Source organism: Acinetobacter lwoffii (assembly GCF_022967985.1).
Classification (GTDB): Bacteria; Pseudomonadota; Gammaproteobacteria; order Pseudomonadales; family Moraxellaceae; genus Acinetobacter.
Map to the genome: position 1 here is coordinate 144646 of NZ_JALJVC010000004.1, position 9924 is coordinate 154569.

The window sequence follows — 9924 nt, forward strand, 5'->3', positions numbered from 1 at the left end:
TTGCTTATGAAACAGATTCTGCTGGCCTATTTATTTGTCTGCTTACTTGGCATTGCGGTGCTGAGTATCCTGAGTTATGGACATGGGGCTGGCTATGTCTATCTGTATTGGCGCGAGTGGCAGTTACAAACCACCCTCTGGTTTTTGGCCGCATCCTTGGTCAGTGTAAGTTTTTTGATGCATTGCATCTGGTATGCGATCAAGCAGTATCGCAGCCGTGAACAGCGTAAAACTGAAACAGTCTTTAGTTTTTCCCGCTTGCACCCTTATGAACAATTGGCAGTCATCTGGTTATTAAACGCTGCTCAGGATCAGCGGGACTTTATTCAGCAGTCTTTCACCAAGTCGGGTTTACTCAAGCATATTATTGATGCACGTTTATCTTGGGGACAACAGCAATATACCCATGCATTAACTGCTTTAAACCAATCCAATCCCATGGCATTTGAATTGGCAGAATTACAACGGATTGAAATTTATTTATCACAACAGCAAGGTGAACAAGCACTTACCCATTTGGAGTTTTTAAATCAGCATGAATTATCACCTTGGTTAATGCAGGTTAAAACAGCCTATGAGCAGCGCCTTGTTGCATTATGGGGAGTATTTGCCATGCAGTTTCCCTGGTTATATTTACGTTCGACCCAATATGGGCATTTGGACCAAGAAGTAAAAAAAACATGGCTGGAACAATTATTATTGGCCTATGATCAAGCCACACAGGACGATTTATTTTATTTACAGCAACGTTATTTAGATTTAAAACCTCGGATATTTGATCGTGACTATTCAGTCAAGTTATTATGGTTGAAATTATTATTTAGAATGCCAGAAATGAGTGCCGAACATGAAGTGCTCGCGATTCATTTAATGGAACAGCAATTTAATCAGGATGTCTTTTATTTGTGGTTCCAGCAACAGTTATTGCGGAAAAATCCGGATTATGAGGCGATTGCACAACAGATTTCGCACTGGGAAGCCAAATATCCAGCATTGCCGATTTTAAGCTTTGCAAAATGGCATGTGTTGCAAGCCACAGGCTATACAGATCAAGCCCAGCAACTACTTGACTTGTATCCGGATGATATTCGTATGAGTTATTTAAGAATTAAAGCTGCCTTACAAGATCGGGAGGACTTGCTACAGCAGTTAAATGCAGTATTTGAATCGAATGTAAACTTTATAGAAATTAAGACTTGAGAATAATAATGTCAGAATTAAAACAATATCCAGTTATTTATGAACAAACAGTCGCATGGGGTGATATGGATGCCTTTGGACATGTCAATAATGCCATGTATTACCGTTATGTCGAAAGTGCGCGTCTGGCTTATCTAGGGATATTAGATATACATAATGAACCGGTATTTACGGTAGTGTCTTCAAATCAGTGCCGTTATTTAAAACCTGTGGTTTTTCCTGATCATTTAAAAGTGGCAGCACGTATTGAAGAAATTCGAAATAGTGCAGTTAGAATGCAATATCTATTATGGAGTGAAAAACAGCAAAGTATTGTGGCTACTTCAGAAGCAGTGATTGTCTGTGTCGATAAAAAGACCATGCAGAAAACAGAAATTCCGGAACATATTCGCGAAAAAATCAAAGCACTTGAATTAAGCGTTCAACATGAAATTTAAAAATGAATGAATCATTTTGATTTGTAATTTTTTTTAAACTTTATTGTTATTGGTCTAAGGTTTTATATTGAATGTTTTATTTAATATAAATATGATGGGGCTATTATTTAACAAAACGAATAATATTATTTTTCGGAGAGCATTATGCCAGATATTACGCATTTATCAGTAGAAGAGTTAAAACGTTTACAAGCAGAAGCAGAATCACTGATTGCTTCAAAAAAAGATCAAGAGATTGAAGACGCTTATCAGCAAATCTTGGCAGTTGCCGAGAAAGTGGGTATGACAGTTGAACAGTTACTTGAATTTGGTGCGTCTAAACGTAAAAAATCATCACGTAAGTCGGTTGAGCCGCGTTACCGTAGCAAAAGCAATCCGGACGATACCTGGACTGGCCGTGGTAAACAACCGCGCTGGTTAGTGGCAGAATTGGAAAAAGGCGCAAAGCTGGACGATTTTCTGATCTAGGCCTCCATTTGATCTGGTCATTAGGCTGTCATACAGACAGTCTAAGATGATTAAACCAAGCATACCTGCTTGGTTTTTTTATATCTATGAATTGGCGTTGGCAGAAAAGTGTGCATAATGTGTGAGTATAAGGGAAAAATTATAAATGGGGATTTGGACTTGAGCGATTGGTCGTGGTGGGGATGAGCAGTAAACCGAAAACTTTAAGATGGTTGATCCTTACTCTTGTTGTATTTTTTATTTTTGTCGTATTACAAGTGCCAGCGGCCTGGTTAATTTCAAAATTTTATAAAAATAACCAGACTTTGCATAATGTAAACGGAAATATCTGGCAGGGAAGTGCGGACTGGAAAAAAGGCAATCTTCGGGGCAGTCTGAACTGGAAAGTACGGCCTCTGGATTTGCTGTTGCTGCGGGTTGGGGCACATGTGGATTTGCATAGCGGCAATACCCAGCTTTCCGGGATCATGGCTTATGGTCTGAATAAGTCTTTGATTGTCAAAAATCTTGAAGGGCAGATCGTGCCTGAAACTCTAAAAAAACTTGCAGACTGGCAATGGCCGAGTACTGCGATTCAGTTTAAAGATCTGGATTTTAAATATAAAAAAGAACAGGGTTTCAGTCAGGTGGATGGGCAAATGCAATGGGCGGGTGGTGAGCTGATTTATACCTTTGCTCAGCGTCAGGAACGCATGAATGTACCCGCAATGACTGGAAAACTCGCAGATGAAAGCGGACAGCTGTTAGTTGATGTTCGGGATAGTCGCGATCAACGCATGCTGAATATCAAGCTTGATCCGAGTCTGATGTTGGATATTCAGCTCACCCAGCGCTTTTTAATGAATGCGCCTTCTTATGAAGGTAAAGCCGGATTAGATACCTATGTGATTAGTACCCGCCAACCCTTAATGGGAGGCTTGAACTGATGGCAGTTTCTCTGAATGATTTAAAAAATATTGACGTGAAGCAGATCAATCGTGCTGCACCTGTGATTTTGTTGCTGCTCATTCTGTACTTATGCTGGAAGCTGGCGGCTTTGTTCTGGTTGCTGATAGCTCCACCCCAAGCCATGCAGCTGGATCGGGTAGAACTAGGTTCACAGCAGGCACAAATTCCGAATATCGGTGCATTTTCACTGTTTCAGGAAGTTGGGCAGTCTGCGGGTGCTGTTGAAACTACCAATATCATTTTACAAGGGGTGGTGGTTGCCAGTCCAAGTTATAACTCTTCTGCGGTACTGAAAATTAATGATCAGGTCGATCGTTACCGTATCGGGGAAATGCTGGCCAATAGCGGTTTTGAGTTGGCTGAAGTGCATTGGGATCGGGTTATTTTGCGTCGATCCACAGGTGCTACTCAGGAAGTTTTATTCAAAGGTCTGGAAAATGGCTTGAATCAGCCGATTGTGCCGGAAATATCAGCATCTTCAAGCTCAATACCTGCTATGCCTTCTAACAATGGTATGCCTGAGCAGCCTTCGCCACAGAATGAAATTGGTCGAGCCATCCAGCAGATGCAGGAAAACAAGGATCAGTATTTACAGAATATGGGGGTGAGTGCAGCAGATGGTAGTTATGAAGTGACTTCACGCACACCGGCTGCATTGCGTAATCGCCTGGGTTTAAGACCAGGCGACCGGATCTTGTCTTTAAATGGTCAGACGCTGAGCCAGGGACAGACCGAAGCACAATTACTGGAACAGGCCCGACGTGAAGGTCAGGTCAAACTCGAAATAAAACGTGGTGATCAGGTGATGACCATACAACAAGATTTGAAGTGATGTGTCATCACATATAGGGTTAGGAAACACGAAAGTTTATGGCTTTATTTAATAATAATCGATCAGCATGGGCATTCTGTGTGGCCGCACCGTTAATGGCTATGGTCAGTACGGCGAGTTATGCACAAACCTGGAAAATCAACCTTCGAGATGCTGACTTAACTGCATTCATTAATGAAGTGGCCGACATTACTGGCAAAAACTTTGCAGTCGATCCGCGGGTACGTGGCAATGTGACGGTCATTTCCAATAAAGCCCTGAATAAAAATGAAGTCTATGACCTGTTTTTAGGCGTGTTGAATGTCAACGGTGTGGTGGCAATTCCTTCGGGGAATACCATCAAGCTGGTTCCGGACAGCAATGTCAAAAGCTCGGGCATTCCCTATGATGCCAGAAGCCGTGCCAGTGGTGACCAGATTGTGACCCGGGTGTTGTGGCTGGAAAATACCAATCCGAATGACCTGATTCCTGCATTGCGTCCTTTGATGCCGCAGTTTGCCCATCTGGCGGCGGTGCCCGGGACGAATGCCTTAATTGTATCGGATCGCGCTAGCAATATTTACCAGCTGGAAACCATCATTCGCAATCTGGATGGCACCGGTCAGAATGACATTGAAGCGGTCAGCTTGCAATCCAGTCAGGCTGAGGAAATGATTGGACTGATCGAGTCCATGACTGCCACCGGTGGAGCTAAAGATGTCCGCGGTTCGCGGGTGCGGGTGATTGCAGATACCCGTACCAACCGGATCATCATCAAAGGTGATCCCACAACGCGCAAACGGGTGCGTCAAGTGATCGAAACTCTAGATGTGCCGGCTGCGGATCGTCTGGGTGGGTTAAAAGTCTTTCGTCTGAAATATGCCAGCGCCAAAAATCTTGCGGAAATCTTGCAGGGACTGGTGAGCGGACAGGCGGTGAACAGTAATTCAAATTCGAATAGTACATCCTCGAACTCGTCTTCGCTCAGTTCTGGCAATAATTTAAATAACAACAATACGACTACCGGTTCGAGTAGCAACACCTCTTCAGGTATTCAGCTGAATACCGGTATGAATAATGAGCAGGGCGGAATTACCAGCTTTAATGGCAATGGCGTCAGTATTATTGCCGATACCACACAAAATTCTCTGGTAGTGAAAGCGGATCCGCAACTGATGCGGGAAATTGAATCGGCGATTGACCAGCTGGATATCCGTCGTCAACAGGTGCTGATTGAAGCCGCGATTATTGAAGTTGAAGGAACTGATGCGGATCAACTCGGTGTGCAATGGGCCTTGGGTGATATCAGCAGTGGTATTGGGCTGGTGAACTTCGATAATTTTGGGACTAGCCTGAAAAATATTGCGGCCGGTTATCTCACCGGTGGTGGTGCAGGCGCTGCAAGTGCCGTGGGCGCAGGTAGCTCACTGGTACTCGGTGATTATCGTGAAGGGAGTGATGGTTCCCGACGTCTGTATGGTGCGATGATTCAGGCACTCAAAGAAACCACTAAATCCAACCTGTTGTCTACGCCGTCGATTGTGACCATGGACAATGAAGAAGCCTATATTGTGGTGGGTGAAAACGTACCCTTTGTCACAGGCTCAGTGTCTACAGGCGCTGCTGGAGTTGCTAATCCCTATACCACCATTGAACGTAAGGATGTCGGGGTCACTTTAAAGGTGGTTCCACATATTGGCGAAGATGGTACGGTACGCCTGGAAGTGGAACAGGAAGTTTCTGATGTCAAAGCCAGTAAAGGGCAGGCGCAGGATCTGGTGACGAGCAAACGTGCAATTAAAACCTCAATTCTGGCCGAACATGGACAAACCATTGTGCTTGGTGGTCTGATTTCGGATAACACCAGTTATGGACGCCAAGCGGTGCCGGGTCTGGGTGCAATTCCAGGCTTGGGACGTTTATTCCGTTCTGAAGGTAAATCCAATCAGAAGCGTAACCTGCTGATTTTTATCCATCCAACCATTGTAGGCGATAAAAATGCAGTGCGTAAACTGACCCAACAACGCTATAGTCAGCTATATAGTCTGCAACTCGCACTCGATTCGGACGGGAACTTTGCCAAGCTGCCAGAAAGTGTTGAAGATGTGTATCAACAGCGAATTCCAGTATCCAGAACGCCATTGCAAAACTCGACTTATCAAACTGTGCCGACCGCACCCGTTCAGGCGCAGCCAGCCAATGTAGTTGTTACGCCGGTAGCGATAGAACCAGTGATTCAGCGACAAGTGGTAGAACCCGTCCAACAGGTAGAAAAAAGTAAAAATACCGTTACAACAACCACACTTAGACCCAAAAGCTAAGTCATTCGCATTTGCAGACAGCATGTTATGATAATGTCAAAGAGAACAGAGAAGTAACTTTCATGACTTGGAAAATACACGCGATTACAGGCGACTTAACAGGACAGGAAATTAGCATTGACCGTGACATGCTGGTGGGGCGTCATCAGGCGGCAGATATCGTGTTACAGGCTGCGGAAATCTCCCGTAAACATGCGGCATTTTTACTAAAGGATGATGCGCTCTGGGTGCAGGATTTGGGTTCATCGAATGGCACTTTCGTCAATGATGTGCAGATTGCGCAAGAAACCTTATTAAAGCAGGATGACATTGTTCAGTTTGCCAGCTTGAAATTTTCAGTAATGGCGCCTGCGGCTGCAGTAGAGGTTCCAGCAGAAATTGAAGCAACGGCAGAAAAAGTCGTGGAACAGGTCGAAGTCGCTGAGCCTACACCTGCACAGCAAATGAATGATCAGGGAATGCCGGAACTGAAACATCGTGATGCTACGGTACAATTAACCCGTGATGGCATGCCAACCAATGTCGGTATTCCAAAACCGGCACCTATTCCGGAAGGCGTGGACATTAATGCGGTAAAACCAGAGCCTACCCCAATTCCGGTTGAGCAGCCTGTATCACGTGTAGAACAGGAAAAAGAAACCCAGAAAAATGTATCTGTAGGTTTGATTTCAGTGATTGTGCTGATTATTTTGGCAATTATGGCTTGGTTGTTGTTCAAATAAGCTGATGATTGGTTACAATCAAGGCATGCATAGCGCATGCCTTTTTTGTGGCTGCGCACATTATAAAAGAGGGTCGGGATGTCTATTGCACAATTAGAAAAGCGTGAACTGATCTTGTTTGATCTGGATGGTACCTTGGTGGATTCAGCACATGATCTGTATCGCGCCATGAATATGAGCCTGAATGTGCTGCAATTGCCTCTGGTGACTGAAGAGCAGGTACGGACCTGGGTAGGTAAGGGCACGTCGATATTCTGTGAAAGTGTACTCCAGCATCTGGTGGGTGAAGTCACACCGGCACAGCATCAGGAACTCTTAACGACTTTTCTGGATATCTATAATGTCGATCCCTGCGTCGATACCGTTCCTTTTCCGGGAATCCTGAAATTTCTGGACTGGGCAAAAGCTCAAGGTAAAACCCTGATTTGTGTGACCAATAAGCCTGAACTTCCTGCCCGCAGTATTCTAGATACCTTGGATATGGCTCATTATTTTGCCGATACCATTGGTGGCGACCGTTTTACTGAGCGTAAACCGCATCCGCGCCAGTTGCTGCATTGTGTCGAACATTATAAGGTGAGCAAAGAACAGGTCTTGCTCATTGGTGACTCTTCCAATGATGTCGAAGCCGCACGCCGCGCCGGGATTGATTGTGTTGTGGTCAGCTATGGCTATAATCATGGTGAAAATATTGCAGATTGTCAGCCGCAGCAGATTGTGGATGATCTTAGAGAATTACTTACCTAATACGCGTACTAAGGAACGAAAATGAATAGTTGTAAGGTTTTTCGATGGCGTCGCTCAGTTCAATTCTATTTACATACTGAGTAACCCTAATTTAAAGAGAAAAACCGCATGACCACTCAAGCACAATTCCAAGAACTTGCTGCGCAAGGCTATAACCTCATTCCTGTTTATCGTCAGCGCCTGGCGGATACCGATACACCACTTTCTATTTTTGCTCGGCTTAAACAGCATCAGCAGGCTTATTTATTCGAGTCTGTAGAAGGTGGTGAGAACTGGGCACGCTATTCGATTATTGGACTAGGTGAATCCACTGTATTTTCCTGCAATGCAGGCGAGCTGACGGTACAGCACGCAGATGCTTCGATTGAAAAGCAGCACTGTGCGGACCCATTTCAATATATTCGCGACTTTCAGGCGCAATTTAAGGTGCCAACCCAGGCAGAATTGCCGGACCTACCGAGTTTTACTGGTGGATTAGTCGGTTACTTTGGTTATGACGCGGTGCGTTATATCGAACCGAAATTAAAAAATGTGCCGGAAGCGGATCCGGTCGGCTTGCCAGATATCTGGATGATGCTGTCTAAAACAGTGATTGTCTTTGATAACCTGAAAGATACTTTATTCTTGATTGTACATGCCGATGCAACTGATCCAGTTGCTTATGAAAAAGCACATGAACAATTAAATGAATTAGAAAATATTCTGGCCACGCCCATCAGTCTTAAAGCTGAAAAACATACGCCGCCACATTTCGAGTCCTTCACCGGACATGACAACTTCATTGCCTCGGTAGAAAAAGTCAAAGAGTATATTCGTGCTGGCGATGTAATGCAGGTCGTACCCGGGCACCGGATGGTGTCTGACTTCGATGGAGACCCGCTACAGGTGTATCGTGCGCTGCGTCATCTCAATCCATCGCCGTATTTGTTTCTTGTGCAAGGGCAGACCTTGGAAAACAATACGCCATTCCATATTGTCGGCTCTTCTCCTGAAATTCTGTCCCGTCTGGAAAATGGTATTGCTACCGTACGACCGCTTGCGGGAACACGCCCACGCGGTAAAACCAAAGAAGAGGATCTGGCGCTTGAGGAAGACCTATTATCCGATGAAAAAGAAATTGCCGAACATGTCATGCTGATTGACTTGGGACGTAATGATGTAGGGCGTATCGCAAAAATTGGCAAAGTGCAGGTGACTGATCAAATGGTGATCGAACGTTATTCGCATGTGATGCATATTGTCTCCAATGTGCAGGGTGAAGTACGTGATGATGTTGATGCCCTGGATGTTTTTAAGGCAACTTTCCCTGCCGGCACACTTTCAGGTGCGCCAAAAATTCGTGCCATGGAAATTATTGACGAAGTAGAGCCGGTAAAACGTGGAATTTTTGGTGGGGCTGTCGGTTATTTAGGCTGGCATGGCGAAATGGACATGTCGATTGCGATTCGTACCTGTGTCATTCGCGAAAATAAGGTCTATGTTCAGGCTGGAGCAGGGCTGGTTGCCGACTCCAATCCTGAATCTGAGTGGAATGAAACCCAAATAAAAGCTCGCGCAGTGATCAAAGCGGTTGAATTATCATCAAATGGTTTGATTTTATGAGTTTTTGACGTTTTTTTTGAAAAAAACACTTGCAAGGATTCTGAGTTTTGCTAAACTGCACACCGTTCCGATACGAAACGTACGAAACACTAAGAAACGCCGGCATAGCTCAGTTGGTAGAGCAACTGACTTGTAATCAGTAGGTCCACAGTTCGAATCCGTGTGCCGGCACCATCTTAGAAGTTTGGTAGTGTGAAGTAAAGAACAGCACTGATGTAAGTGTAAAAAATGGTGAGGTTCCCGAGCGGTCAAAGGGGGCGGACTGTAACTCCGCTACGAAAGTTTCGAAGGTTCGAATCCTTCCCTCACCACCAATTTTAAGACTTCAATAAGTGGTTTGTACCAACATCGTGCGGGAGTAGCTCAGTTGGTAGAGCGGTAGCCTTCCAAGCTACATGTCGCGAGTTCGACCCTCGTCTCCCGCTCCATTGAAGTACTAATATTTGCTCTTATAGCTCAGTGGTAGAGCACTCCCTTGGTAAGGGAGAGGTCTCGAGTTCAAATCTCGATAAGAGCTCCAGATTACAGTTTAGCAACTTTGTTGCAAAGAAATTCCAAAAGCAGGCTATTTAGTCTGCTTTTCAAGTATTTGGTGTTCGGTTTTTTTAAACGATATGTCGGAGCTGGGTTTTACTCAGAATTGTGTTCGACGTAAACGAGGAAGATTA

9 protein-coding genes and 4 tRNA genes are annotated in these 9924 nt (G+C 44.7%); all 13 read left to right on the forward strand.

The window, feature by feature from the left end:
* The first annotated feature begins 6 nt into the window (after nt 1-6).
* The 13 genes from MWG72_RS04355 (at nt 7) to MWG72_RS04415 (ending at nt 9776) form a co-directional block, all read left to right on the forward strand.
* Nucleotides 7-1200: a heme biosynthesis protein HemY gene (locus tag MWG72_RS04355; protein WP_247143305.1), complete on the forward strand. Its 1194-nt coding sequence runs from the start codon at nt 7-9 to the stop codon at nt 1198-1200.
* An 8-nt stretch (nt 1201-1208) separates the two neighbouring features.
* On the forward strand, nt 1209-1637 hold the full coding sequence (locus MWG72_RS04360; protein WP_004278628.1) for an acyl-CoA thioesterase: 429 nt from the start codon (nt 1209-1211) through the stop codon (nt 1635-1637).
* Nucleotides 1638-1778: 141 nt separating this feature from the next.
* Complete coding sequence (locus MWG72_RS04365) at nt 1779-2105, forward strand: H-NS histone family protein (RefSeq protein ID WP_026055760.1); 327 nt, start codon at nt 1779-1781, stop codon at nt 2103-2105.
* A gap of 182 nt (nt 2106-2287) precedes the next feature.
* On the forward strand, nt 2288-3031 hold the full coding sequence (gene gspN / locus MWG72_RS04370) for a type II secretion system protein N (RefSeq protein ID WP_247143306.1): 744 nt from the start codon (nt 2288-2290) through the stop codon (nt 3029-3031).
* Nucleotides 3031-3885: a type II secretion system protein N gene (locus MWG72_RS04375; RefSeq protein ID WP_247143307.1), complete on the forward strand. Its 855-nt coding sequence runs from the start codon at nt 3031-3033 to the stop codon at nt 3883-3885. The genes gspN and MWG72_RS04375 overlap by 1 nt, the downstream gene beginning before the upstream one ends.
* Before the next feature lie 38 nt (nt 3886-3923).
* Nucleotides 3924-6185 carry a type II secretion system secretin GspD gene (gene gspD, locus MWG72_RS04380; RefSeq protein WP_247143308.1) on the forward strand — a complete coding sequence of 754 codons (2262 nt, stop codon included), beginning with the start codon at nt 3924-3926 and terminating at the stop codon, nt 6183-6185.
* 62 nt (nt 6186-6247) lie between these two features.
* Complete coding sequence (locus MWG72_RS04385) at nt 6248-6907, forward strand: FHA domain-containing protein (protein WP_004729299.1); 660 nt, start codon at nt 6248-6250, stop codon at nt 6905-6907.
* 78 nt (nt 6908-6985) lie between these two features.
* Nucleotides 6986-7654: a phosphoglycolate phosphatase gene (locus tag MWG72_RS04390; RefSeq protein ID WP_004729302.1), complete on the forward strand. Its 669-nt coding sequence runs from the start codon at nt 6986-6988 to the stop codon at nt 7652-7654.
* A 108-nt stretch (nt 7655-7762) separates the two neighbouring features.
* Nucleotides 7763-9256, forward strand: a complete 1494-nt coding sequence (trpE, locus tag MWG72_RS04395; RefSeq protein WP_004729304.1) for an anthranilate synthase component I — start codon at nt 7763-7765, stop codon at nt 9254-9256.
* 98 nt (nt 9257-9354) lie between these two features.
* Nucleotides 9355-9430, forward strand: a tRNA-Thr gene (locus MWG72_RS04400).
* A 56-nt stretch (nt 9431-9486) separates the two neighbouring features.
* Nucleotides 9487-9570: transfer RNA gene (locus tag MWG72_RS04405), tRNA-Tyr, on the forward strand.
* Nucleotides 9571-9608: 38 nt separating this feature from the next.
* Nucleotides 9609-9684 (forward strand) — tRNA-Gly (locus tag MWG72_RS04410).
* 17 nt (nt 9685-9701) lie between these two features.
* A tRNA-Thr gene (locus tag MWG72_RS04415) sits at nt 9702-9776 on the forward strand.
* The last annotated feature ends 148 nt before the right edge of the window (nt 9777-9924 follow it).

Coding starts and splice junctions, on each gene's coding strand:
- MWG72_RS04355 (WP_247143305.1), top strand. CDS start 7: ATGAAACAGATTCTGCTGGCCTATTTATTTGTCTGCTTACTTGGCATT.
- MWG72_RS04360 (WP_004278628.1), top strand. CDS start 1,209: ATGTCAGAATTAAAACAATATCCAGTTATTTATGAACAAACAGTCGCA.
- gspN (WP_247143306.1), top strand. CDS start 2,288: ATGAGCAGTAAACCGAAAACTTTAAGATGGTTGATCCTTACTCTTGTT.
- MWG72_RS04375 (WP_247143307.1), top strand. CDS start 3,031: ATGGCAGTTTCTCTGAATGATTTAAAAAATATTGACGTGAAGCAGATC.
- gspD (WP_247143308.1), top strand. CDS start 3,924: ATGGCTTTATTTAATAATAATCGATCAGCATGGGCATTCTGTGTGGCC.
- MWG72_RS04385 (WP_004729299.1), top strand. CDS start 6,248: ATGACTTGGAAAATACACGCGATTACAGGCGACTTAACAGGACAGGAA.
- MWG72_RS04390 (WP_004729302.1), top strand. CDS start 6,986: ATGTCTATTGCACAATTAGAAAAGCGTGAACTGATCTTGTTTGATCTG.
- trpE (WP_004729304.1), top strand. CDS start 7,763: ATGACCACTCAAGCACAATTCCAAGAACTTGCTGCGCAAGGCTATAAC.